Genomic DNA, 24061 nt, shown 5'->3' with positions numbered 1-24061 from the left:
ATACTGATCTATCAGATAATGCCTTAGTATCGAACCAAAGGGGGTGCCGCAAGTGGCGGGCAAAGCAAAATCCGTCTCTCATCACACCCTGGTGGCGGCCACCCGCATGAGCGATGTTGCCTATGAGCGAATCCTGGAGGGCTTGTTCGACAGGCGCGTTCCGGTCGGGGCTTTCGTCTCGCAGAACGAGCTGTCCGCGATCGTCGACGTGCCCGTCGCTCCGCTTCGCGACGCTCTGCGCGTGCTCGAAGCCGAGGGAATTCTCACCATTCACCCGCGCTCGGGAATCCAGTTCGTAAGACCCGGCCTGGAGCTTACGCGCGCAACCTACCAGTTCCGCTCCATCATAGAGCGTTCGGCAATACGCGTCTTTGCCGAGCAAGGCGACGAGACCGTCATGAATGCCTTGGAAATGCGGCATTCCCGCCTGATTCGACGGGTAGAGCGAGAGGGAGTCGGGAAAGAGCAACTGGAGGAGATGGATGCGCTGGAGGGAGAACTTCACGGCGCAATCATCGGCGCGCTGCGCAATCCGCTGATCGATAGCACCTATCGGCGCATGCACAACTATCTGCGTCTGTTGCGGCTCGACAGCAAGCTCACCTCGCCTATCATGATCCGGACACTCAAGGAACATCTCGACATCCTCGAGGCTTGCAGCACCAGGAATGCCGACAGCGCTGAAGCAATGCTGCAGGCGCATTTCCAAGCGGCCGTGCAGCGGAACCTCGGTCTCGTCTGACACGTCAAGTCGCGCGCTTCGTTTGCCACTTGCTCTCAAGCGCGGTTGCGCGGCTTGGGAAATGATGTTACCCAAGCCTCCACTGATCGATCAGTGTGCTGGTCTGATATCTTGGAGGAGGTCGCATGCAGTTGAACAAGAGGCAGTTTCTCATCGGCTCCGCGGCCCTTGCGATGGCGGGGCACGTCGGCGGTGCCCGGGCTGCGAGCGCCATCAGCTACTGGCACCATTTTACCAGTCAGTCGGAAATGGCGTCCTTGCTCAAAGTCATCGGGATGTTCCAGGCGGCGAATGCGGATGCGGCTGTAACGCAGGAAAACATCCCGAACTCGGAATATATGGCCAAGGTTTCTTCGGCGGTGCTGGCCGGCGGGCGTCCGGATACCGCCATGGTGATCGCCGAGCGATTCGCCGATCTTACCGCGATGGAGGGATTGATCGACCTTACCGACCGCGTGAACGGCTGGGCCGGCAAGGCGAATTTTCCCGACAGCCGCTGGACCGGGCTTTCCAGCGACGGCGCGATCTATGCCGTTCCCGCCTTCGCCTTCGTCGACTGGATGTACTACCGCGCCGACTATTTCGAGGACGCCGGGCTGGCAGGGCCGCCCAAGACCTTCGACGAATTCCTGGAGGCCTGCCGCAAGCTGACCGATCCTTCGAAGGGCAGGTTTGCCTTTGGCATGCGGGCCGGCGCCGGTGGGTTCAAATATGTCATCGACGTCATGGAGGCGTTCGGCTCGCCGATCGTCAAGGACGGGCAGCCAGCCATCGACAGGGCCGCGGCGATCGAGGCGGTGACGTTCTATTCCGATCTCTTCCTGAGGGAAAAGGTCGTGCCGCCGAGCGCGCCAAACGACAGCTACCGCCAGATCATGGAGGCGTTTCGCACCGGACAGACGGCAATGCTGTGGCACCACACCGGTTCGCTGAACGAAATCTCCGGCGCGATGAAGCAGGGCGAACAGTTCTCGACCGCACCCATGCCGGCCGGTCCCAAGGCGCATATCGCCCGCGTCGCCTACGCCGGCAACGGCATCATGAAGGAAGACAATATCGAGGCTGCCTGGCAGTGGGTGAGTTTCTGGGGTCAGACGGACGCTGCCATAGCCCTGCTCGAGGGGACCGGCTATTTTCCGGCCTCCACCGCTGCGTTGCAGGATCAGCGGATCACCGGGAATCCAATCTACGGCGCGGCGGTGGAAACGCTCGACTTCGGACGCCTGCCGAACAATTTCGTCGGTGCCGCGGGCTGGTCCGAGAATGTCGTCAATCCCGCTTTCCAGTCGGTGCTGACGGGCCAGTCGACGCCGGAACAGGCTGTGGACCGCATGACCCAAGGTCTCGAAGCTGCCCTTCGCTGACATATTCCGGTACGGCGGCTCAGGCGTGCAGCCGCGCCTATCACGCAACGGGACGGTGCTTTCGCGCCGGAGATCCATGACTTCAAGCGCGAGCGGATACCTGCCTTTGCGGGCTCTCGGCGAACTGTCCGAGACCCGATACTGGATGTATTTGCTGCTCCTGCCGAGCCTCGTCCTCATCCTTCTTGTGATCGCTTATCCGACCCTTTACGGCATGGCCATCAGCTTTCGCGAGATGCGTCTGACGCGTCCCGGGCTCGATGGTTGGGTTGGCTTCAAACACTATGCGGCGATGTGGTCCGACCCGGTCTTCTGGATTGCGCTGAAGAACACGGTCGTGTGGGTGACCGCCGCGGTCGTGCTGGAACTGGCGCTTGGCCTTCTCACCGCGACAGCGCTCAACAGGGATCTGCCGGGCACGAAGATCTTCGCCGTGCTCATCCTGCTTCCCTATTTCCTGCCCAACGTCGTAGCGGGCCATATGTGGGCCTTGCTGCTCGATCCGCGGCTTGGCGTCATCAACGACATTCTGGTCCGTATGGGCGTCCTGCAGTCCTACAAGGCATGGTTTGCTGACCCCAATGCCGCCCTTGCGGCGACCATTCTGGTCGAGGCCTGGCACGGGTTTCCATTCTTCGCGCTGCTGCTGCTTGCGGGTCTGAAGAGTATTCCCGAGGACCTCTATAAGGCGGCCGCGGTGGATGGCGCGGGCGTGGCGGCACAGCTCAGGCTGATCACCCTGCCGATGCTCAAGACCGTCATCGCGGCGGCAGTGATCCTGCGTGTCATCAGTCTGGTCAACTCGCCGGATCTGCTCCTCATTCTCACCGGCGGCGGGCCGGGAGATGCCACGCAGGTGCTATCGCTGTACGCCTTCCAGACCGCCTACAAGGAATTCAACTTCGGCTACGCATCCGCCCTGTCGGTGGTGATGTTCGTCATCCTGATGATCTTCGCGGTCGCCTACCTCCGCATGTCCAGGATTACCAAGGAATAGAGCGATGATCGAAAGCAAGCGTCACCGGCGGTTGATCGCGAACATCGCCACCTACACCGTGCTTGTGAGCCTCTCGGCATTCTGCATCGGCCCGATGATCTGGATGTTCCTGACATCGCTCAAATATGAGGCCGATATCGTCACCCAGACGATGCAGTACATACCGAGCCGCATCACCTTCGACAATTATGTCGCCATCTGGACGCAGTCCGGCTTTCCCCTGCTTATCGGCAACAGCCTCGTCGTCACCTTGCTGACGGTGACGATCTGCGTCGTCACAGGGACGTTGGCCGCCTATGCATTTTCGCGCTTCGCGTTTCGCGGCCGGGACCGGCTCATGCTCGGCTATCTTGTCGTTCGCATGTTCCCGGCGGTCATGGTGATCATTCCCCTTTATGTCGTGATGCGCGGCGTCGGACTCGTAGACAGCCGTTTCGGCCTTGCGCTTGCCTATACGAGTTTCCTGCTGCCGCTGTTCGTATGGATGCTCAAAGGCTTCTTCGATTCAGCACCCAGGGAACTCGAGAGTGCGGCACGAATCGACGGTTCGACAAGGCTTGGCGCCATGGTCCGTATCGTCGTGCCGCTTGCGCGGAACGGCCTGGTTGCAAGTTCCGTGTTCATTGCGATCGCTGCCTGGAACGAGTTTCTGTTCGCCCTGATGCTCACGACGGGGCAGGGGTCTCGCACCTGGCCCGTGGGCCTGCAACTGATGGTCGGCGAGTTCCAGCTTCCTTGGGGCGTTCTGGCTGCAGGCGGCATCCTCAGCATCATCCCGGTCATCGTTCTCTTCGCTATCGTCCAGCGAACCATGGTTCAGGGGCTGACCGCAGGCGCCGTCAAAGGTTAGGAGTGCTCACATGGCGACACTTTCCATCAAGGACGTGCGCAAGGCCTACGGCTCGGTCCAGGTTCTTCACGGCGTCGACATCGAGCTCGAGGACGGAGGTTTCCTGGTTCTGCTCGGGCCGTCCGGATGCGGCAAGTCGACCTTGCTCAACATGATTGCCGGCCTCGACGACACGTCCGGCGGTGATATCCTGATCGGCGGACGCTCGGTCGTGGACCTTGCACCCAAGGACCGCAATATCGCCATGGTGTTCCAATCCTACGCGCTGTACCCAACCATGTCGGTCGCGAGAAACATCGGCTTCGGGCTGGAAATGCGTGGCGTGGACGCCGACAAACGCAAGCGTGCCGTCGAGGATGCCGCGCGCCTGCTGCAAATCTCGCATCTGCTCGACCGGCGCCCCGCGAACCTGTCGGGCGGACAGCGGCAGCGCGTAGCGATGGGCCGGGCGATCGTGCGCGACCCGGAGCTGTTCCTCTTCGACGAGCCGCTGTCCAATCTGGATGCCAAGCTTCGTGTCGAAATGCGCACGGAGATCAAGCGCCTGCACGAGCGTCTCGGCACGAGCATCGTCTATGTCACGCATGATCAGATCGAGGCAATGACGCTGGGCACCAAGGTGGCGGTGATGAAGGGCGGCCACATTCAGCAATTGGCCGATCCGCGCACTGTCTATGAACGGCCCGCCAACATGTTCGTGGCAAGTTTCATAGGGTCTCCGGCAATGAACTTCCTTCCTGGACAATTGGTCCGGGACGCGGACGGTGTCCGTTTCGAAGCGAGCGGGGTATCGATCGCGATGCTGGCCAGCAAACCGGCGGAAATCTCCGAGCGCCCGGTGATCCTGGGCATGCGGCCCGAGGAACTGAAGGTGGCTGAGCGCGATCAAGCTTCGGTAACGGGCGTGATCGATGTGGTGGAGCCTACCGGACCCGAAACGATGGTGACAGTGCAGGTTGGCGATCGCTCGGTCACGGCGCGCGTGCCGCCGAGGTTTGCCGGCCAACGAAACGAGGCAATCTTTCTTGCCGTCGATCCGGCGAGCGTCAACCTGTTCGACCCGAACACCGAGCAGCGCATCGATATTTAACCCAAGAGTTCATACGGAATGGCTCAGAGTTCCGGGATGTTCTCCCGGAGACTCGCCCGTGCCCGGATGGATGCAGACGGCATTGCGGTTAAGCCGCCATGGGTGATGGTTGACATGTCTGCTGGGAGGGTCAGCGGCGGTTGTTTGCAATCAGTTTCGTCAGGCAATCACCCGCCTGGCTCCCAGGCAGGCCGAGATCTCTGACACTGTCCATGTGGTTGCGGTTCGTGAGAACAAGCGAATTTACCGGCGAACCCCGCTGCAGCAGGTTCTCTTTGAATCGATCTGCTTGCTGATGGAAAGGCGGCGTCTCATTGGCTCCGACCAGAACCGTCGCTCTGGTTTGAGGATCATGCCGATAGGCAAGCGGTGTAAACAAGGCGACTTCCTCGTCGGTGATTCCAATCTCGTTGGCGAGAAAGGAGTTCTGGAGCGGTTTCAAATCGTAGAGCCCGCCGAGCAGAAGAGCTGCCCGCACATTCGAGGGGGTATGCTCGCTGTTGAACAGAAACGTTGAGAGATGTGCTCCCGCCGAATGACCGCTGACAGTCAGTTCCGCCGGGTCTCCGCCGTGGTCGGCGATCTGGGCCAGAACCCACTGCTTGGCGCGGCGCACCTGGTCGACGATCGTCGCCATTCTGACCTTGGGCATCAGAGCATAGTCGACGATGACGGCAATGGCACCGGCCTGGGTAATCGTCGTTGCGACGTATGAGTAGTCGCGCTTGGAGAACATCCTCCAGTAGCCGCCATGGATAAACATGTGCACCGGCAGGCCGCTTCTTCTGCCCGAGGGAAAGAACAGGTCGATGGTTTCGGTCTGATCCGGCCCATAGGCAACGTCCGCAGTCATTGGAATGGTTGCGCGAACGGCCTCGCTGCGGTGAACGATGTCCTGCACGATTTTGTCAAAATCCGCGACGTGGTCGCGGATGCGAAATGGATCGCCTTGCACGCTTCCTCCGCTCAAATGCTGACGGCGAGGTATTTCGCCTCCATGAACTCGGCAATGCCGTGATGCTGGCCGCCTTCGCGGCCGAGGCCGCTCTGCTTTACCCCGCCGAAGGGTGCTGCCGGATCGGACATCAAGCCGCGGTTGAGAGCGATCATCCCGGCTTCGATCTTGGATGCCACCCGCATCCCACGCGCAAGATCGCGCGTGTAGATGTAGGCGGCAAGACCGTATTCGGTGTCGTTGGCGCGCGCGATGACGTCGGCTTCCGTTTCGAATCTCGAGATCGGCGCCACCGGCCCAAAAATTTCTTCGTGCGCCATCTCCGCCTCGGCCGGGACGCCGCAGAGCACGGTCGGTGGATAGTAGAATCCCGGTCCCGAGCCTGCCTTGCCCCCGCACAGCACCCGCGCGCCACGGGCGACAGCATCGTTGACCAGACGGTCGATCTTGTCGACTGCCTTCCTGGTGATCATCGGCCCGCACTCCGTGGCCGCGTCCGTACCAGCGCCGATCTTGAGTGCCGACATCCGCCTGGCGAGCTTTTCGCCAAAGGCATCGTAAACGCCGGACTGGACATAGATGCGGTTTGCAGCCGTGCAGGCTTCGCCGGCGTTGCGCATCTTCGCCACCATCGCCCCATCGACCGCCGCGTCAAGGTCCGCGTCATCAAACACAAGGAATGGCGCGTTGCCGCCAAGTTCCATCGAACACGAAACCACGTGCTTTGCAGCCTCGGCCAGCAGAACGCGCCCGACACCCGTCGAGCCGGTAAAGGAGAGTTTCCGCACCCGCGGATCGGCCAGCATCGCGGCCGTCACAGGGCCGGGATTGGAGGTTGTCAGGACGTTCACCACACCTGGCGGAACGCCGGCTTCCTGGTAGAGCGCGGCAAGCGCGTAGGCCGTGAGCGGGGTCTCGCTGGCTGGCTTCAAAATCACCGTGCACCCGGCAGCCAAGGCGGGCGCGATCTTGCGCGTCGCCATGGCGGCAGGGAAGTTCCAGGGTGTGACAAGGACGCAGATGCCGATCGGCTCGTAGTCGACCACGATCCGGTTGGTGCCGGAAGGCGCAATCCCGAATTCACCGGTGATGCGAACGGCTTCCTCGGCATTCCAGCGAAAGAACTCCGCAGCATAGGCGATCTCGCCACGCGCGTCCCGGAGTGCCTTGCCGTTTTCCAGCGAGATCAGGGTTGCCAGCGTCTCGGAACGTTGCATCATCAGTTCAAAGCAGCGTCTGAGGATTTCAGAACGCTTGCGGGGCGCCGTTGTGCGCCAGCCATCGGCGGCCTTGGCCGCAGCCTCCACCGCGGCCGCGGCATCCTCGATCGTCGCATCGGGAACGGCTGCGATCACCGCCTCCGTGGAAGGGTCCACGACCTGGATTTCCCTGCCGTCGGCGGATTGCCTCCACTGGCCGCCAATATACAAGCCGTGGGAGAATCTATGGAAGTCGGCAGTGTCCTGATCGTCCCCCAGTCCCTGGTGAGATATGTTCATGGCCCGCTCCTCGATTGCTCACATGACGTAGGTGGCGAGGTCGCCATCATAGGCAGCCTGGATCAGGCCCCGCATGGCTGCCAGATCGAATGGACGCGGATTGTTCTTGATGAGACGGTCAATGCCGAGCGCCTGTTCGGCCGTCCAATCGAGCTTGTCGGCGGGAAGCCCGAGCTTGGCCAGCGTCGGCGTGATCCCGATCGCTCCAAACAGCCGGCTGATCTCGTCGATCGTCGCGTCGGCCATCTCACCGGCACTCCGGCCGCTCCCGTCGAGACCAAGAGCAAGGCCGATCTCGGTCATCTCGGCGGCTGCGGCGGCCCGGTTGTACTTCATGACATACGGCAACATGGTGGCGACACCCAGCCCGTGGGCGGTGTGGGTAACGGCGCCGACCGGATATTGCACCGCGTGCGCCGCCGCCGTTCCGGCCGTACCGAACGCGCAGCCGGCTGCAAGCGCGCCCATCATCACATCGGCCCGAGCGTCCTCGTCGGCGGGGTCGCGGTATGCCTTCTCGAGGCTGCGGCCAAGCAGCTTGATTGCGAGCAGCGCAAAATGGTCGGTCAGGGCGCTCTTTCCGATGAAGACATGCTGTTGCGGCAGGCCGGGGTCAGTGCCGCGCCTGACGGCGGTAAAGGCCTCGATCGCATGTGTCAGTGCGTCTGCGCCCGCGATTGCCGTCAGTCCCGGGGACATGATATCGTCAGTTCCGGGTCGCAGATGGCGGCTGTCGCGATCAGATGCGGGCTGGAGATGCCGACCTTCAAGGTGCGATCCGGATCGGAGATCACCGCGACAGGGGTCACTTCCGAGCCGGTGCCGGCTGTTGTTGGCACCGCGATCAATGGCAACGTCGGACCGGGAACCTTGAGTTCTCCATAGTAGTCTTGCAGCTTGCCGCCATGGCTGATCAGCAAGGCGGCGCATTTGGCCATGTCAAGGCAACTGCCACCCCCGATGCCGATCACCATGTCCGGCGCAAACTCTCGCGCCTCCTTCACGCAGACGGCAACCGTGTCCCTTGGCACATCCGGCAGCACGCGGTCGTGCACCAGCACATCGATTGATGACCGCTCGAGCGCCACCACGATCTCTGCGAAGGCGGCAGTGGCGGCAAAGCGCTCGTCGGTACAGACGAGAGCGCGACGGCCCAGCCTGGCCGCAACGATTGGAATGACATGGCGCTGGCCCTTCCCGAACAGGATTTCAGGCGGCAGCCTTACGGCAGCGAAAAGGCTCATGTTCTGCGTCCCATCGATGATGTTGGGAGCGGAAAGCGAAAGCTCGTTGAGCTCGGTCCCAAAAACGTATCCTCTATAAAATCGTATAAGATATAGGATTGTATTGAGCGGAGCATCGTGTTAGCCAGTGATCCTGTCAAGAGGCAAAGATGCAGGTCACGAACTTAAGCAATGCCCGAGAAGCCGACCCCGCCGGCGGACGCATCCAGCGATCCAACAGCCTGGTGGAGGACGTGTACGAAGCGATCTTCGCGCAACTTATGTCGCTGAAGATCGCGCCTGGCTCGCGGATCACCGTCGACAATCTTGTCAAGGAACTCGATGTATCCCACACGCCAATCCGTGAAGCGCTTGGCCGCCTCGAAGGCGAAGGCCTTGTGCTGAAGACACATTTGATCGGCTACCGCGCCGCGCCGCAGATAACCAAGCGCCGGTTTGACGAGCTCTATGAGCTTCGCCTTATGCTCGAGCCGCATGGGGCGGCCAAAGCAGCCGCATTGATGGATGAGGCGAAACTTGCGGTGCTTCAGGAGTCCGCGGGGGTCATGGCGCGCCGCGAAGGCAAGGATGAACGCCTGCGTTACTCCAACTTTGCGCGGCAGGACGCCATTTTCCACGACAGGATCATGGAATTTGCAAACAATGATCTCGTGCGCGAGACTCTCGCGTTCCAGCATACGCACTTCCACATTTTCCGCCTGATGTTCCATGCGCGCGTTACCGAGGAAGCGCTCGACGAACATGAGGCCATCCTGGCCGCCTTCGCTGCCTCCGATTCCGCTGCGGCGGAACAAGCGATGCGCCGTCATATCGAGCATTCTCGTGATCGTTTGTTGCTGGCGTTCGACTGAGACTGTCACGATGTCCGTCACCGTCCACATTGGGAGCGGCGCCGTCAGGCTGGACGCACCGTTGATCACGCAGGCAAAGGCCTGGGAATACCGCGTCCCGGATCCCTTTTCTGAGACCCGCGCCGCCGGGCGAGCGCAATGCTCGCTGACTTCCATCCACAAAACGAGGAACCGACCATGCCAGGCAAGAAAATACTAATGTTGACCGGTGAGTTTACCGAAGAATACGAGATCTTCGTCTATCAGCAGGCGATGGAGGCCGTCGGCCACATCGTCCACGTTGTCTGTCCTGACAAGAAGGCTGGAGACCTGATCAAGACGTCGCTTCACGATTTCGAAGGTGACCAAACCTACACCGAAAAACCGGGCCACTATGCTTTGATAAACAAGACCTTTTCGGAGGCGGAAAAACAGCTCGACCAGTATCATGCCGTGTATTGCGCGGGCGGCCGTGGCCCCGAGTACATCCGCACGGATAAGCGCGTGCAGGCGATAGTCCGCCATTTCCACGAAAACGAGAAGCCGATCTTTACGATCTGCCATGGCGTCCAGATCCTGATCGCGGTCGACGGCGTCGTGCGTGGCAAGAAAGTAGGTGCGCTGGCTGCCTGCGAGCCGGAGGTGACCCTCGCCGGTGGAACCTATATCGACCTGTCCCCGACCGAGGCCTATGTGGACGGAACGATGGTCTCGGCAAAGGGCTGGACCGCACTTGCCGCGTTCATCCGCGAGTGCCTGAAGGTGCTGGGAACGGAAATTCGCCACAACTGAGCCAATCGTCCGATGCATTCCACGGGATGCATCGGTTCGCTCCACAGATCGTCAGACCGTCTGAGGCCTCCCGAGCCCGCCGCTGTGCCAGTCGCAGCGGCGGGCTCACTATCTTGATCCCCGCCCTTTCAAGGACCCGCTTCCGATCCTCTGGTCAGTTCCTGCAGGAACGCCTGGACCAGATTTCGTGTTTCGTCTGCCCTGCGGTAAGCGATCAGATGCCGCGAACTGAAGGTATAGGACCCCGGCTTGATCGCCCGCAACTCGCCGGCATGGACCCATGACGATGCGAAATGACCCGGCAGGAAGCCGATGAAATTCTCCGACAGGATCAGCATCAATTGCGCCTCCATGTGGATCACCGATGCGCTGGCCTTGGGATGCCCGACGAGATAGAGATCGTCGAAATACCGATAGCTGCGCACTGAAAACCGCGCAGCGTGGATGGCGCTTTGGTCGATCCTTGAATCGGGCACCGCAAAAAGCGGGTGCCGTCGGCCGCAATAGAGAAAATGCGGCTCGCCGCAGTAATCCCGGTAAACGACGCCGGGCGCTTTCTGCGACAGAGGCCCGATGACGATATCGCGGCCGCCATCGGCGACTTGCTGCTCGAGTTCGGACGGCGTGCCCAACGAAAGGTCGATGAAGACATCGGAATCGGGGCCCATGAAGCGTCGGAGGGCATGCTGGATGCCCAGCTCATCGCTTGTGAACACGCCATCGGACGTGCCGATCCGCAACCGGCCGGACAGGCTGCCGCTGGCCGCGCTGATGCGATGCCCGAAATCGTCGAGGTCGCGAAACAGTTTCTGCGCCGCGTCATAGGTCGCCTGCCCGACCTCGGTCAGGCGGAATTGTTTGCGTCCGCGATGGCAGAGCTGGGCGCCGATGCGTTTCTCCAGCTCCGCAAGATGCGTGCTGAGCGTCGGCTGCGACAGGTTGAGGGTAATCTGCGCGTCGGCGAAGCCGCCTGAATCGGCCAGCGCCACGAAGACGCGCAGCAGGCGGATGTCGATGTTGTCCAGACGGCGCATGCCTTGTCCCTTCGACTAAGCGGACATTCGTGGGGCGTCCCACGAATGTCTGCTTAGATTCCTTTCTTTTGCGCAGGTTCTGGGCGCAAAACCGTGGGACACTTTTGCAGAACCTGCTTAGCGATACATCGACATTATTCGATGTAAAATTCTAAATAAACTCATTTACATCAATGCTAGAAATCGCGAGCCTGCGCGGAACAAAAATGGGGAACAATCATGAAATCGTCACTTCGCATCGCGTTGTCCGCAGCACTGGTGCTTGCCAGTTCGCAGTTCGCCTTCAGCGCCGACCAGATCCGCATCCTTGCTCCGACGTGGCTGGGATTTGCACCTGTCCACATCGCCGGCGACCTGGGCTGCTTCGCCGGCAAGGACCTCGACGTCAGCATCAAGTTCGAGGATGACCTGACCAACGTCATGGCAGCGATGGCGCGCGGCGACATCGAGATGCAGATGCGCTCCGTCGGCGAATATCAGGGCCGGCCGCGCGACGCCTCCACGCCGGGCATCATCATCGGCACGATCGACGAATCCGTCGGTGGCGACGGCGTCATCACCGACGACAAGATCAAGACGGTGGCGGATCTCAAGGGCAAGGTCGTCGCTGCCGAGCCGAACATTCCCTCGCGCCTGTTGCTCCAGATGGAGCTGAAGCAGGCGGGACTGTCGCTGAAGGATCTCCAGATCAAGGACATCGCAACGGCCGACACGGGCGCGGTTTTCGTCGATGATTCGATTGCCGCGATCGCGACCTACGAACCGTTCATGTCACAGGCGCTGAAGGCCTCAACCCGTCCGGGTGCCCGCATGCTGGTCTCGTCCAAGGATCATCGCGGCATCATCATCGATGCGATCATCGCCCGCAACGACGACTTCGAGGCGAACCCGGACAAGTACGCGAAGTTTCTCGGCTGCATCTACGAGGCGGTCGATTTCCTCAAGGCCGAGCCGGAAAAATTCGCCGACATGGCCTCCAAGCATTTTGGCCTGACAGCGGCTGAAGTGACCGAGATCGTCGACTCCAGCCTGTCCTACACGACGCTCGCCGAATCGCTCGCCTACATGGGCAAACCGGGAGAAAAAGGCACGCTCCACGGTATCTTCGAAACGGTGATGGACCTCAACCTGGAGAATGGCGCCGCCGACAACAAGCTCGTGGCGACGGAGCAGATCGACAATTCGGCGATCAACAAGGTAACGGCTAAGTAGCGGCTGTATCGACCAGATCCGGCGGCCCGCTTTCCGGCGCCCGCCGGCGGCCATGCCATGCCGGCAGCCGTCAGCGACGGCCGTTGTTTCGACCATCCGGGGATAGCAATCTTGTTCAGCAGTCTTTTTGTTTTCCGCGGCCGGGCTTCGCCGATGGCGGAATCCGCCGTCAGCGTCGCGGCGGCCGCCCTGATCGTCGCGGGTTGGGAGCTGGCGGCGCGCGCGGGCGTCATCGCGCCGCAATTTCTCCCCTCGCCGAGCCGCGTCGTCATCGCCTTGTGGACAATGCTGACCGAGCAGAACCTCGTCTGGCACGTCGTGGTATCGACCGCGCGTGTGTGGATCGCCTTCCTGCTCGCCGCGGCCATGGCCATCCCGATCGGCATCATGATGAGCAGCTACCGGATCGTCGGAGCCGCACTCGAGCCGATGATCGATTTCATCCGCTATCTTCCGGTTCCCGCACTTGTGCCGCTGTCCATCATCTGGTTCGGTGTCGGCGAGGAGACCAAGATCTTCCTGCTCTGGCTGGGCACGTTCTTCCAGCTCGTGCTTCTGGTGGCCGACGACATGCGGCGGGTGCCGCAGGAGTTCGTCGAGGTCGCCCGCACCGTCGGCGCCAGTTCGAGGCAGGTGATGACCGATGTCGCCTTGCGCTGGATGGGGCCGACGCTGATCGACAATCTCAGGATCACGCTCGGCTGGTGCTGGACCTATCTGATCATCGCCGAGATCGTCGCGGCCGATTCCGGCATCGGCTACGTGATCTGGACGGCGCGCCGCTTCGTCAAAACGCCCGAAGTGATGGCTGGCGTCGTCGTTATCGGGCTGATCGGCCTCGTCACCGACCAACTGCTTCGCCTGCTTCACCGCCGGCTTTTCCGGTATCTGTGAGGGGCAGGTCATGGCGAGCCGCTACGTTCAGTTCCTCGATACGGCCAAGTCCTTCGGCCCGGTCGATGTCGTGCGAAAAACCGATCTTGGCCTCGACCGCAATTCGCTCGTGGTCTTCCTCGGCCCATCGGGTTGCGGCAAAACAACCTTGATGCGGATGGTCGGCGGCCTCGACGAACCGAGCTCGGGTTCGATCCTGCTCGGCGGCGAAGAAATTGTCGGGCCGGATCGCCGGCGCGGTATGGTGTTCCAGTCCTATTCGTCGTTTCCCTGGCTGACCGTCGAGAAGAACATTGCCTTCGGCATGCGCTACAGGAAGGATCTTGGCGCGGCCGAGAAGGTCGAGCGGATGCGCCATTATCTCGAATTGTTCGGCCTTGCCGACTTCGCCGGCTCCTATCCGAACCGGATTTCGGGCGGCATGCGCCAGCGCGTGGCGATAGCGCGCACGCTCGCAGCTGGTTCGGACGTGCTGTTGATGGACGAGCCTTTCGGCGCGCTCGACGCGCTGACGCGCGAGCGGCTTCAGGTCGAGCTGCGGCAGATCCAGATCCGCGAGGAAAAGACCATCATCTTCGTCACCCACGACGTGGAGGAAGCGGTATTCCTTGCCGACCGGATCATCCTGTTTTCGCGCCGGCCGGCCACGGTCGTGGCCGACATCGACGTGGCGGCCGAGCTTGGTCCGCAACGGCCACTGGAGATCCGGGAAACGCAGAAATTCTTCGAGCTGCGCAACAAGGTCCTGCATCTGATCCGCAACGAGACCGGAGCGGTCGTATGAGCCTGTCCTTCTCCGGAAAGTTCGTCGTGATCACCGGGGCCAGCCGTGGCATCGGCCTCGGCATCGCGAAGGGCTTCGCGCAGGCCGGCGCCAGCCTGCATCTGATCGCGAACGACACCGCGGTGCATGAACGGGCGCGTGAATTGGGCGCCAGCGGCACGCAGGCCGACATTGCCGATCGTGCGGCTGTCACGGCGGCGCTCGAACCTGTCGCTCGCATAGACGTGCTCATCAACAATGCCGGCCTCGAACTGATGACGCCGATCACCGACAGCGGCGACGATGTCGAAGCCGCCTTCCGGCGCATCATCGAGATCAATATCATCGGCACGGCCCTCGTCACGGCGCGTGCCCTGCCGCGCATGCAGGCCGGCGGTTCGATCGTCAACACTGCATCGATCTGGGGCCGCGTCGCCGAGGCGCAGTTCGGCGCCTATGTCGCCTCGAAGCACGCCATCATCGGCCTGACGAAGACCTGGGCCAAGGAACTTGGGGGCAGGGGCATCCGCGTCAATGCGGTCTGTCCGGGATGGGTGCGCACGGATGCGTCGATGCGCTCACTCGGCCGCATGGCCGAGAGAGACGCCGTCAGCGAGGCAGCGCTGCTCGAAAGCATCGTCGGTGCACAGGCCCTGCCGGGTCTGATGGAGCCGGCCGACATGGCCGGCACCTATCTCTTCCTGGCGTCGGATCTCGCGGCCAACATCACCGGGCAGTCGCTCGGCGTCGACAGGGGAGAAGTGCCTTGGTAAGCCCGTTCCACGGAAAACGCGCGCTGGTCACTGGCGCGGCCAGCGGCATCGGCCGCGCGACCGCGCACGCCTTGCGCGAGGCCGGGGCGACGGTTCTCGGGCTGGATCTCGCTGTGTCCGAGGGCGATATCCCCATTCTTGCCTGCGACCTCGCCAGCGAGACCGAGATCATTGCCGCGGTCGGGCGGGGCACGGATCGGATCGGTGGCTATGACATCCTCGTCAACAATGCCGGCATTCTCCAGGAAGCGCCGCTTGGCGAGATCTCGCTCGACCATGTCGACCGCATGTTCGCCGTCAATGTGCGGGGCGCGATCATCGTGGCACGGGAAGTCTTGCCGTATCTTCCCGATGGCGGACGCATCATCAACATCGCCTCCGAGCTCGCCTATCTCGGCCGGTCTGGCGCCTCGGTCTACTGCGCGACGAAGGCGGCGTTGCTCGGCCTTACCCGTTCCTGGGCACGCGAACTTGCACCCCGCATCCTGGTCAACGCCGTGGCGCCCGGGCCGACCGACACGCCGCTTCTCGGCTTCGAAGCGCTGACCGAGAGCCAGCGCGCGCTGGAGACGACACACCCGCTGGGGCGGATCGGACGGCCGGATGAAATCGCTGCCGCGGTGGTGTTCCTGGCCGGCCCCGGCGCGACTTTTTTCACCGGACAATGCCTGGGCGCCAATGGCGGCGCGGCGATGCTTTGAGGAGATGATCATGGAAGACCGCGTTTTCCTCGCTGAACTGCCGTGGCCCGAAGCCCAGAAGCGGATCGCCGCCGGCGCTGCCGTCTTCCTGCCGCTCGGCGCGACCGAACAGCACGGCCACCATATGGCGATGAACGTCGATGTGGTGATCCCGACCGCCATCGCTGAAAGGGTGGCGGCGCAGGTCGGCGGCCTGGTGGCGCCGACGATCGCCTACGGCAATCGCTCGCAGCCCAGGTCAGGCGGCGGCCCGGCCTTTCCCGGCACGATCAACATCACGGCACAGACTTTCTCGCTTCTGGTCAAGGATGTGATCTGCGACCTGTATCGCCAGAAGGTCCGACGCATCGTCGTGCTCAACGGCCATTACGAGAATATCGGCCCGTCCATCGAAGGCATCGAACTGGCGCTCGATGCCATCGGCCGCGAACGCGCGACGGACCTGACGATCCTGCGCGTCGACCACTGGGACATGGTGCGCGGCGAAACGCTGGCGAAAGTGTTCCCCGATGGCTATCCCGGCATCGAACTGGAGCATGCGAGCGTGATCGAGACGTCGATGATGCTGGCGCTGCGCCCGGAGCTCGTCGACCTCGGCAAGGCGCTGCATGACGGTCCGGCGCAATTCAAGCCCTATGACCGCTATCCCTGGCCGGCCGAGGACGTGCCGCCGTCCGGCGTGCTGTCGTTGACCGAGGGCTCGTCGGCGGAAAAGGGCCGGTGGCTGCTCGACGACTGCGAGACGCGGCTCGCCGACATCGTCAAACATGAATTTTCCTGAGGTGACGACAACATGAACAGCAATTTCTTCCAGCCGGTCGACGCCGCCGCCGTTCCCCGCTTCGCCGGGCTTTCGACCTTCATGAGACTGCCGGCCGTGCCAAGTGCCGAGGGGTTGGACATCGCACTCGTCGGCATACCGTGGGATGGCGGCACGACAAACCGCGCCGGCGCGCGCCACGGTCCGCGCGAGATCCGGAACCAGTCGAGCCTGATGCGCCGGACCCATCACGTCTCGGGAACCGAGCCTTTCAGCATTGCCAACGTTGCCGATGTCGGCGACCTGTCGGTCAATCCGATCAACCTCCTGGACGGCTTGAAGCGCATCGAGGACGGCATCGCGGCGATTGTCGCGGCAGGCGCCATTCCGCTTGCCGCCGGCGGCGATCATCTGACGACGCTGCCGGTGCTGCGCGCGGTCGCGCGCAATGCGCCGGTCGGCATGGTCCATTTCGACGCGCATTCCGACACCAACGACCGCTATTTCGGCGACAATCCCTACACGCATGGCACACCTTTCCGGCGGGCCATCGAAGAGGGCCTGCTCGATCCCAAACGTGTCGTCCAGATCGGCATCCGCGGTTCCATCTACGAGCCCAACGAGCATGATTGGGCCGTCGCTCAGGGCATCCGCATCATCTACATGGAGGAGTTCGTCCGGCGAGGTGCTGCCAGCGTCATGGAAGAGGCACGTGGAATCGTCGGCAGCGGTCCCACCTATGTGACCTTCGACATCGACTGCATCGACCCTTCGATGGCGCCCGGCACCGGCACCCCCGAGCTTGGCGGCTTCACCACCCGCGAAGCGCAGGAAATGGTCCGCCTTCTCGACACTGTGACCATAGTCGGCGCCGATGTCGTGGAAGTGGCACCGCCGTTCGATCTTGGCGGGATGACGGCGCTTGCGGGGGCGACGATGATGTTCGAGCTGCTGTGCGTGATTGCCGGGTCTGTCGCTGCAGGCAGGGTTCGACATGGATGAGCCGATCGGCATCACCTTCCAGGACTCCGCCGTCTTCCTGTTCGATTCGGAAACCGGGGCCCGCATCGGCCGCCGCAGTAGAGAGGCGGCCGCGTGACTTTCGCTAATTCTCCTCCACAAACACCTCTTCGCGCTTCTTCTTGACCGCGGGCAGGAAGACGATGGCGAGCACGGCGAGCGCGATCACGAGCAGGCCGGCGCTGATCGGTCTCGTCATGAAGGTGCTCGGGTCGCCGCGCGAGAGAATCATGGCGCGGCGCAGGTTTTCCTCGAGCAGCGGGCCGAGCACGAAGCCGAGCAGCAGCGGCGCGGGTTCGCAGCGCAGCTTGGTCAGGAGGTAGCCGAGGAAGCCGAAGAAGGCGACGGCGTAGAGGTCGTAGATGTTGGTGTTGACGCTGTAAACGCCGATCGAGCAGAACGCCATGATAATCGGGAAGAGCACGTAATAGGGGATCGTCAGGAGCTTCACCCAAAGCCCGATCAGCGGCAGGTTCAAGACGATCAGCATCAGATTGCCGATCCACATCGAGGCGATGATGCCCCAAAACAGCGCCGGCTGTTCGATCGCGACATTGGGGCCGGGCACGATGCCCTGGATGATCATCGCGCCGATCATCAGCGCCATGACCGGGTTGGCCGGAATGCCGAGCGTCAGCATCGGGATGAAGGAGGTCTGGGCGCCGGCATTGTTGGCCGATTCCGGCCCGGCGACGCCTTCGATCGCGCCCTTGCCGAATTCCCCCGGGTTCTTCGATACACGCTTTTCGACCGTGTAGGAGGCGAAGGCTGCAAGGATCGCGCCGCCTCCCGGCAGGATGCCGAGCGCCGAACCGATGATCGTTCCGCGCACGATGGGCGCCGCCATGCGCCGAAAGTCCTCGCGGGTCGGCATAAGGCCGGAGACCCTTCGGATCATCACGGAGCGCTCGTGCTCGTTTTCGAGGTTGCGCAGTATCTCGGCGACGCCGAAGACGCCGACCGCCACCGCGACGAAATTCAGCCCGTCGGCATATTCGCGGATGCCGAGCGTGAAGCGCGGCGTGCCGGTATAGATGTCGGTGCCGACAATGCCGAGCAGCAGGCCGAGCACGACCATCGCCAGCGCCTTGACAATCGAGCCGTGGGCGAGCGCGACGGACGAGACGAGGCCGACGATCATCAGCGAAAAATACTCGGCGGCGCCGAATTGCAGCGCGATCGCCGTCAGCGGCGGGGCAAAGATGGCGACGAGGAAGGTCGACACCGTGCCGGCGAAGAATGAGCCAATGGCCGCGATGGCGAGTGCCGCCCCGGCGCGGCCGTTCCTGGCCATCTGGTAGCCGTCGATTGCGGTGACGGCGGAAGAGGATTCGCCGGGCATGTTGATGAGGATGGCGGTGGTCGAGCCGCCATATTGCGCGCCGTAATAGATGCCGGCGAGCATGATCAGGGAAGAGACCGGGTCGCCGATCTGGAAGGTGATCGGCAACAGCATGGCGATGGTCGCGGTGGCACCGATGCCGGGCAGGACGCCGATCAGCGTGCCGAGAATGACGCCGATCAGGCAGAACAGCAGGTTCCAGAGGGTCGTCGCCGTCGAAAAGCCGAGCGCGAGGTTGTCGAGGAGTTCCATGTTCATCCCCTCACAATGTCAGCCATGGAGCCAGCCAGGGGCCGAAGCGCCGGAACGGCAGGCCGAGCGCATAGCTGAAGACGAGGAACGCAAACAGCGTCAGGCCGACGGAGAGCACGAGCGCGGTCAATGGCCTCATGCGGCCGCTGGCAAAGGATGCGATCAGCGCCGTCAGGAAGATCGAGGGGATGAAGCCCAGGCCGCGCACGGTCAGGCCGAAGAAGATCGGGGCAGGGAGGATGAACAGCATGCCGCGCCAGGCTATATGGCCGATCGGCTCGCTCTCGAACCGCACTGCCTGGACGAGGATAACAGCGCCAAGCAGAATGAGCACGATCGCCAGGACCAGAGGGAAATAGCCCGGCCCCATGCGGAAGGCGGTGCCGATTTCGAGGCCGAGCGACTGCAGCGCGAAAAATCCGCCGAGAAAGATGAACAGCACCGCGCATATGCCGTTGGTCGTGTCGATTGCGAAAGGTTTCATGACGTTCCTCCCAGGCCCGCGCCGCGGGCACGCCGTTGCAGTGCGAAAACGGGGCGCTGGTGGCGCCCGTTTCCGAAAACCTCAGTCGGCGTACTGGCCGGCGGCTTCGATGATCGGTTTCCAGCGCGTGATCTCGCCCTCCAGCTTGGCCTTCAGCGCGGCCGGCGTCGCGTCTGCCTCGGACGATGGCTTGGTGCCGAGTTCGGCGAAGCGGGCGATGACATTCTGGTCCTTAAGCGCGACCTGAAGCGATTTCGACAGGCGCTCGGTGACCTCGGCCGGCGTGCCCTTGGGCGCGTAGAGGCCGTGCCAGATGCCGACCTGCACCTCGGGAAGGCCAGCTTCCGTCGTCGTCGGCAGATCGGGCAGCACGTCTAGGCGTTCCGGCGAGGTGACGGCGTAGGCCTTGATCGTGCCGCCCTGGATCTGCTTGGTGGTGTTGGTCGTCTGATCGCACATGATGTCGACCTGACCGCCGAGAAGATCGGTCATGGCCGGGCCGGTGCCCTTGTAGGGCACGGTGACCAGCGGCGTGCCGATGGCACTCATGAACAGCATGCCGCACAGATGCGAGGCTGCGCCTATGCCGGCATTGGCGACGGTGATGGTATCCTTGTTGGCCTTGGCGTAGTCGACCAGCCCCTTCAGATCGGTCGGCTCGAGATCCTTGCGGCCGACGATCGTCATCGGCACCTCGGTGACGAGACCGACATATTCGAAGGCGTTCAGAGTGTCGTATGCGAGCTTCCTGTACAGCGTCGCGCTGGTCGCCATGCCGATGTGATGGAGCAGCAGCGTATAGCCGTCCGGCTCGGCGTTCGCGACGCGGCCAGCGCCCAGCGTGCCGCCGGCGCCGCCGACATTCTCGACGATGACCTGCTGGCCGAGATCCTTCGACATCGCTTCGGCGACGAGGCGGGTGACCGTGTCGGTCGGGCCGCCGGCCGAAAACGGCACCACGACGGTGATGGCGCGTTCGGGATAGGTCTGCGCGCCCGCGGCGAACGGATAAAACGTAACGGCCGCGGCGGCAGCCAGAACGGCGACAAATCTTCTCATCGTGATTTCCTCCTAGGGTATGAATTCCACCGTTGCGCGGCGTGGAGCAACAATTAGCGCAAGCTAGCAGATTGCAGTCGGACTCAAACCGCAAACTGCGATCATGCGCAACCGTCCACGCAAATGGGTGCAAAAGGTGACATCGAGCCGGAGGACGTTCGCCGAGTTCCTGGCGCTGCTCGGATATCTCCATTCACTCTCTTCCTGTAAACGAAACGGTCCGTTCCGTTTTATAGGAAGAGACCCGCGATCTTTCTGCCAGGGCCGCATGCGACCGCTGGACCTCAATTCACGCCGGTAGCGTGATCAGTCAGGTAGTCCATGCTCGACAGCACCTGTCGGACGGTCGCGATGAATGCCCGAATGTTCGGGCTTCACGCGACGCGCTTTAAGTTCTGTTTTGTGCATGTCGTTATCCCAAAACCGCTGCGCACTTTTGGGCGACATGCATTAGCTCGCTTATCTAAACCTTGCCCAGATGCTTCGGCCAGAATTCCTGGTGGACTTCGGCGGCTTCGTCTTCGAGGTTCGTCGGGCCAATCACAGTGACGGCACGCGCGCCGGTCTGCAACACCGCCCGGCTAGGCACATTCAACCCGATCCCAGCAATCTCGCCAAGCCGCGTTTCTGAGCACGCAAACACCAAACGCCCGATACCCGACCAGTAGATCGCCCCGGAGCACATCGCGCACGGCTCAGTGCTGGTGTAGAGCGTGCAGTCAGCGAGAAAAGCTGGGTCGTAGTGCTGCGCCGCCAGTTTAACCAGGTTCATCTCGGCGTGATTTGTCATATCGTGGCCGGTGAAGACGCTGTTTTCGGCGCGCAGGATGACTTCGCCGTCCTTTACCAGTACCGAGCCAAACGGTTCGTCGCCGTTTGCCATCGCGGATTTCGAGAGCGTAATCGCCTCGCGCAGAAACGGCTCGTGATTTTCCATGCGAACCCCCAAGAGTTAGAGCGGGATGATCTTCCCTCGGATCGGAGGGATTTCCAAGGGCTGCAAATCAGATCAAGATCGGTGATCTGCATCGCTGCAGCCGTCATCTTCTGGTTCTAGAGCGGTTCATCGTTTCACGGAAACGCAGAGCCGCGCTATCTCCTTGTTTTGACGCAATTCCGGACGGAAAACCGTTTCACACTTTTCCTGGAATTGCTCTAAGAAATGAGTCCTGAGCCTAGGCGTGGGGTGGAAGCGGGACCCCGCTCGCCCGTGCCCGTAGCCAGTCCGAGACGCGATAATATCGCAACATGGCGGCCGGAGCGAACGACATGAAGAAGGGGGCTCGCCGGAGCGGTTCGAGCTTCAGCGACAGGTCTTTTTCGGGGACGCCCTTCGCCCACTCGCCGAGTACGCCGCCGAGCATGCTTCCGGTTGGCACGCCACGGCCGGACAGGCCAGTCAGCGCGACGACGCCGGGCGCGAGTTCATAGAATCGCGGGATGGTCCGCTTCTGCATGTCCAGTTCGCCGAACCAGAAATACTCCCATCTCAGGTCGCTGCTGATCTGCGGATGGAGCCAATGCAGGCGGTCGGACATGAGGCGCTGTGTGAACGCCATGTCCCGGCCGCGCCGGCCCATCGGGAACATCGAGGCGACAATCCGTCCCTCGGCGTTGTACTTGTAGACGAAGATGTCGCCGCGGCCATCATGCATGGTGGTGTTGCGTGGCAGGACGGTCTGGCGTTCGGCGCCCGTCAGCGGCTGTGTCGCGGCGACGAACACCTTCTGGATCTTGTAGGTCCGGTCGAGGCCTGGCCAACCGTCAACAGTGTAGGCGCCTGTCGCAAAGATGACCTTGTCGGCGACCACAACCCCTTCGCCCGCGTGTGCGGCCCAGGCGCCGTCCTGCCGCACGACGTCGCGGACAGGCGAGTTGGTGTGGATCGTGCCGCCCTCCTCGATGACGGCGCGCGCCAGTCCTCTGGCGTAGCTCAAGGGATTGAGGTGGCCAGCCTCGGAATGAAACCAGCCGCCATAATATCGCGGGCTGCCGGTCATCTCCTCGCTAGCCCGTCTGTCGAGCACCCGCGTCTTGGCGCCAACCGCGTTGTATTGCTGCGCCTTCGCCTCGAGCTTGGCAACGGCGCCTGGCGTAAGCGCGCCCATGACGTAGCCGTTCTGCTGCCATTCGCAGTCGATGCCGTAACGCTTGATCATCTCCGCGACTTGTCTGTTGGCTCCTGTCTGCCGGGCGATCAGCCTTTCGGCCCACGGCTCGCCCAACATGGCGCGCAGTTCGGGCAGGCTGTAGTGCGTGAAGGTTGGCGTACAGTGGCCGGCATTGCGTCCCGAGCCGCCGAATCCGATCTCGTGGGCTTCCAGCAGAACCACGCTTATGCCGTCGCGGGCGAGATCGAGCGCGGTCGTCAATCCTGTATAGCCGCCGCCGACGACGCAGACATCCGCCCTCGTGCGTCCTTTCAGGGGGCCGCCGGTTTTTGGCGGCGGCGCCGCGGTCGCATACCAGAGTGAGACTTCAAACGGCGAAAACCTTGCCATGCCGACCGGTCTCACAGCATGTCGCTTCGCGCGTCGAGCGCATCGCGCAGCCCGTCGCCGATAAAATTGAAACTGGTGACCGCCAGCGTGATGGCGGCGCCAGGAACGATCGCCAGCCACGGCGCGCTGTCGAGATACTGCTGGGCGCCGTTGAGCATGTTTCCCCAACTCGGCAGCGGCGGCTGGATGCCGTAGCCAAGGAAGCTCACATAGGCTTCGAGGAGGATGGCGCGGGCGACGGTCAGCGTGGCCGCGACGATGATCGGGCCGATCGCATTGGGCAGAAGCTCGCGGAACATGATGTGGCTGTTGCTCAAGCCCAGCATGCGGGCGGCGACCACGAAGTCGCGTTCGCGCAGGGAGCGCACTTCCGCCTCGACGATGCGTGCGATTTCCATCCAGCTCGTCGCCGCTATGATCAGGGTGATCATGATCGGGCTCGGTTTGATGAAGGCAGCCATCGCCAGCAGCAGGAAGATGTTGGGAAAGGACAGCATCGCGTCGACGAAACGCATCAGCACGGCGCCGATGCGGCCGCCGAAGAAGCCGGCCACAATCCCGAGCACCGTTCCGAAGACGGTGCTGAGGAGCATGGCGGCGAAACCGACCAGCAGCGAAACGCGGCCAGCCATGAGCAGGCGCGCCGCGATGTCGCGTCCGAGCGGATCGGTGCCGAAGAAATGGTAGCCGGTGAACGGCGGGGAGAACCGGCCACGCAGGTCGATGTAAAGATCGTCGAAGGGCAGGAGAAAGGGTCCGATGACGCAGGCGAGGACCAGTATAATGATCGTGGCCAAGCCGAACATCGCCAGCCGATGACGGGCAAATCGGCGCACGGTGCGGCTGCGCCACCAGGGTTGCGTGGAGCGGGCGGAGACGAGTAATTCCGACTGGCTCATTTTT

At 62.5% G+C, this 24061-nt stretch carries 23 protein-coding genes and 1 pseudogene; 14 read left to right on the top strand and 10 right to left on the bottom strand.

Translation table 11 applies throughout. From position 1 onward, the window contains the following. The first annotated feature begins 106 nt into the window (after positions 1-106). From EJ066_RS29670 to ugpC, 5 genes are all read left to right on the top strand, one after another. Positions 107-742, top strand: coding sequence for a GntR family transcriptional regulator (locus EJ066_RS29670; RefSeq protein WP_126044105.1), 636 nt, complete (start codon positions 107-109; stop codon positions 740-742). Positions 743-867: 125 nt separating this feature from the next. Then, positions 868-2106 carry a sugar ABC transporter substrate-binding protein gene (locus EJ066_RS29665; RefSeq protein WP_126043435.1) on the top strand — a complete coding sequence of 413 codons (1239 nt, stop codon included), beginning with the start codon at positions 868-870 and terminating at the stop codon, positions 2104-2106. Between the two features lie 76 nt (positions 2107-2182). Beyond that, positions 2183-3103: a sugar ABC transporter permease gene (locus tag EJ066_RS29660; protein WP_126043434.1), complete on the top strand. Its 921-nt coding sequence runs from the start codon at positions 2183-2185 to the stop codon at positions 3101-3103. A 4-nt stretch (positions 3104-3107) separates the two neighbouring features. Further along, positions 3108-3953, top strand: a complete 846-nt coding sequence (locus tag EJ066_RS29655; protein WP_126043433.1) for a carbohydrate ABC transporter permease — start codon at positions 3108-3110, stop codon at positions 3951-3953. A gap of 10 nt (positions 3954-3963) precedes the next feature. Further along, positions 3964-5043, top strand: a complete 1080-nt coding sequence (ugpC, locus tag EJ066_RS29650; RefSeq protein WP_126043432.1) for a sn-glycerol-3-phosphate ABC transporter ATP-binding protein UgpC — start codon at positions 3964-3966, stop codon at positions 5041-5043. Between the two features lie 130 nt (positions 5044-5173). Here the strand turns inward: ugpC and EJ066_RS29645 are convergent, their stop codons facing one another. The 3 genes and pseudogenes from EJ066_RS29645 to EJ066_RS29635 all read right to left on the bottom strand — a co-directional run bounded on the left by EJ066_RS29645 (position 5174) and on the right by EJ066_RS29635 (position 8741). Continuing rightward, a complete protein-coding gene (locus EJ066_RS29645; protein ID WP_126043431.1) occupies positions 5174-5998 on the bottom strand; it encodes an alpha/beta hydrolase in 825 nt (274 codons plus the stop codon). Between the two features lie 11 nt (positions 5999-6009). Further along, complete coding sequence (locus tag EJ066_RS29640; RefSeq protein ID WP_126043430.1) at positions 6010-7497, bottom strand: NAD-dependent succinate-semialdehyde dehydrogenase; 1488 nt, start codon at positions 7495-7497, stop codon at positions 6010-6012. 18 nt (positions 7498-7515) lie between these two features. After that, a pseudogene (locus tag EJ066_RS29635) lies at positions 7516-8741 on the bottom strand (iron-containing alcohol dehydrogenase). 149 nt (positions 8742-8890) lie between these two features. On the opposite strand from EJ066_RS29635, the gene EJ066_RS29630 reads away from it, so the two are divergent. Both EJ066_RS29630 and EJ066_RS29625 read left to right on the top strand, forming a co-directional pair. After that, entirely contained in the window at positions 8891-9592 is a 702-nt protein-coding gene (locus EJ066_RS29630) for a GntR family transcriptional regulator (RefSeq protein WP_126043429.1), read from the top strand. Between the two features lie 177 nt (positions 9593-9769). Then, positions 9770-10363, top strand: coding sequence for a DJ-1/PfpI family protein (locus tag EJ066_RS29625; protein ID WP_126043428.1), 594 nt, complete (start codon positions 9770-9772; stop codon positions 10361-10363). 128 nt (positions 10364-10491) lie between these two features. On the opposite strand, the gene EJ066_RS29620 is transcribed toward EJ066_RS29625, so the two are convergent. Next, complete coding sequence (locus tag EJ066_RS29620; RefSeq protein ID WP_126043427.1) at positions 10492-11397, bottom strand: LysR family transcriptional regulator; 906 nt, start codon at positions 11395-11397, stop codon at positions 10492-10494. A gap of 219 nt (positions 11398-11616) precedes the next feature. On the opposite strand from EJ066_RS29620, the gene EJ066_RS29615 reads away from it, so the two are divergent. The 7 genes from EJ066_RS29615 to speB all read left to right on the top strand — a co-directional run bounded on the left by EJ066_RS29615 (position 11617) and on the right by speB (position 17502). Beyond that, complete coding sequence (locus EJ066_RS29615) at positions 11617-12609, top strand: ABC transporter substrate-binding protein (protein WP_126043426.1); 993 nt, start codon at positions 11617-11619, stop codon at positions 12607-12609. A gap of 153 nt (positions 12610-12762) precedes the next feature. Continuing rightward, complete coding sequence (locus EJ066_RS29610) at positions 12763-13503, top strand: ABC transporter permease (protein ID WP_126043425.1); 741 nt, start codon at positions 12763-12765, stop codon at positions 13501-13503. 10 nt (positions 13504-13513) lie between these two features. After that, on the top strand, positions 13514-14287 hold the full coding sequence (locus tag EJ066_RS29605) for an ABC transporter ATP-binding protein (protein ID WP_126043424.1): 774 nt from the start codon (positions 13514-13516) through the stop codon (positions 14285-14287). Then, positions 14284-15039, top strand: coding sequence for an SDR family oxidoreductase (locus EJ066_RS32295; RefSeq protein WP_126043423.1), 756 nt, complete (start codon positions 14284-14286; stop codon positions 15037-15039). Before EJ066_RS29605 ends, EJ066_RS32295 begins: the two co-directional genes overlap by 4 nt. Next, a complete protein-coding gene (locus tag EJ066_RS29595) occupies positions 15033-15740 on the top strand; it encodes an SDR family oxidoreductase (RefSeq protein WP_245455028.1) in 708 nt (235 codons plus the stop codon). Before EJ066_RS32295 ends, EJ066_RS29595 begins: the two co-directional genes overlap by 7 nt. 10 nt (positions 15741-15750) lie before the next feature. Continuing rightward, complete coding sequence (locus tag EJ066_RS29590; RefSeq protein WP_126043421.1) at positions 15751-16521, top strand: creatininase; 771 nt, start codon at positions 15751-15753, stop codon at positions 16519-16521. Between the two features lie 12 nt (positions 16522-16533). Then, on the top strand, positions 16534-17502 hold the full coding sequence (gene speB, locus EJ066_RS29585) for an agmatinase (protein WP_126043420.1): 969 nt from the start codon (positions 16534-16536) through the stop codon (positions 17500-17502). 103 nt (positions 17503-17605) lie between these two features. Here the strand turns inward: speB and EJ066_RS29580 are convergent, their stop codons facing one another. The 6 genes from EJ066_RS29580 to EJ066_RS29555 all read right to left on the bottom strand — a co-directional run bounded on the left by EJ066_RS29580 (position 17606) and on the right by EJ066_RS29555 (position 24057). Beyond that, entirely contained in the window at positions 17606-19114 is a 1509-nt protein-coding gene (locus EJ066_RS29580) for a tripartite tricarboxylate transporter permease (protein ID WP_126043419.1), read from the bottom strand. A gap of 10 nt (positions 19115-19124) precedes the next feature. After that, positions 19125-19598 (bottom strand): tripartite tricarboxylate transporter TctB family protein, encoded by a 474-nt coding sequence (locus EJ066_RS29575; protein WP_126043418.1) that lies wholly within the window; start codon positions 19596-19598, stop codon positions 19125-19127. An 81-nt stretch (positions 19599-19679) separates the two neighbouring features. Beyond that, positions 19680-20657 carry a tripartite tricarboxylate transporter substrate-binding protein gene (locus EJ066_RS29570; RefSeq protein ID WP_126043417.1) on the bottom strand — a complete coding sequence of 326 codons (978 nt, stop codon included), beginning with the start codon at positions 20655-20657 and terminating at the stop codon, positions 19680-19682. 463 nt (positions 20658-21120) lie between these two features. Further along, entirely contained in the window at positions 21121-21594 is a 474-nt protein-coding gene (locus EJ066_RS29565) for a nucleoside deaminase (RefSeq protein WP_126043416.1), read from the bottom strand. Between the two features lie 238 nt (positions 21595-21832). Beyond that, entirely contained in the window at positions 21833-23158 is a 1326-nt protein-coding gene (locus EJ066_RS29560; RefSeq protein ID WP_126043415.1) for an FAD-dependent oxidoreductase, read from the bottom strand. A gap of 11 nt (positions 23159-23169) precedes the next feature. Further along, a complete protein-coding gene (locus tag EJ066_RS29555; RefSeq protein WP_126043414.1) occupies positions 23170-24057 on the bottom strand; it encodes an ABC transporter permease in 888 nt (295 codons plus the stop codon). Between the last annotated feature and the right edge of the window lie 4 nt (positions 24058-24061).

The organism is Mesorhizobium sp. M9A.F.Ca.ET.002.03.1.2 (genome assembly GCF_003952365.1).
Classification (GTDB): Bacteria; Pseudomonadota; Alphaproteobacteria; order Rhizobiales; family Rhizobiaceae; genus Mesorhizobium.
This window is presented reverse-complemented; position numbering and strand designations above follow the sequence as displayed.